Here is a 966-nt window from a genome sequence, read left to right on the forward strand (position 1 = left end):
CGTCGGGGGCGTCCGCGATGGCCGGGGTGCCGGGGCCCGCCGGGTCGGCCGGGGAGAGTTCGCGGGCCAGCAGGGTCGCCCCCGCCACCGCTCCCGGCATCAACAGCACGGCCCCGCCGGGGACGAGGAAGAGCACCACCAGCGGCATCCCGAAGCCCAGGGCCGTCCGGCGCCTCCCTGACACCAGTCGCAGGCGCTCCCGCAGTCCCAGCCCCCGCCGCTGGAGGGCGTAGGCGGCCAGTTCGGAGGTGAGGAACCAGCCCGCCACCGCCGTGCCCAGGACGAACCCGAACACCTGCCCGACGAACGGCACCAGGCCGATCAGGAAGACCGGTACCGCGAGCAGCAGGGTCCGCCACAGCGTGCCCAGACTCTCCCCGAGCGAGATCGCCAACTCCCGCCACAACGGACGGTCCGGCCCCTCGGGTACCGCGACCCCGGTCCCCGCGGCTTCCTCCTCCTCCACCCGTTGCGAGAGCGAGTCGTAGAGCGGGTCCCCGACCAGCAGGGTGACGGTGGTGAAGGTGACCACGGCCAGCAGGATTCCCACGCCCAGCAGGGCCACCCCGGCGGCGATCCGGACCGCCGTTCGTCCGCCGGCCTCCCAGTCGTCCGCGAACGGGGTGATCAGGGCGGCGAGTTCGTCGAGGTGGAGGACGAGGGCGACCAGCGCCGCCGCGTAGAACAGGAAGACGGCCAGGGCGGGCAGCAGGCACCGGAGGTACAGGCGGGGGTGACGCAGCATCCAGCGCTGTCCCCGGCCGAGGAGGCGCAATCCGGTGCGGAACCCGTTGTTCCGGGGAGTGTCCCGGTGGGTGCCCCCGCGGGGGTCCCGGCGATCGTTCATGGCGCACGAGCGTAGCGGCCGAGGGGTGGGCGTCCCGGCGGCGCCACCCCTTTCGGGGTCCGTGCCGGGGGCGCCCGGGTCGGTCGGCGGGCGGGTCGGTGCCGGGGCCGGTGCGGGGG

1 protein-coding gene is annotated in these 966 nt (G+C 75.2%); it reads right to left on the reverse strand.

The genetic code is table 11. The annotated features are described in order from the left end of the window. Positions 1-847, reverse strand: an 847-nt coding sequence (locus FOE67_RS26960; protein WP_182667436.1) for an EI24 domain-containing protein, incomplete at its 3' end; no start/stop codon positions are given. Positions 848-966: the final 119 nt, after the last annotated feature.

Origin of the sequence: Streptomyces calidiresistens, assembly GCF_014141525.1 — a bacterium.
Taxonomy (GTDB): Bacteria; Actinomycetota; Actinomycetes; order Streptomycetales; family Streptomycetaceae; genus Streptomyces; species Streptomyces calidiresistens.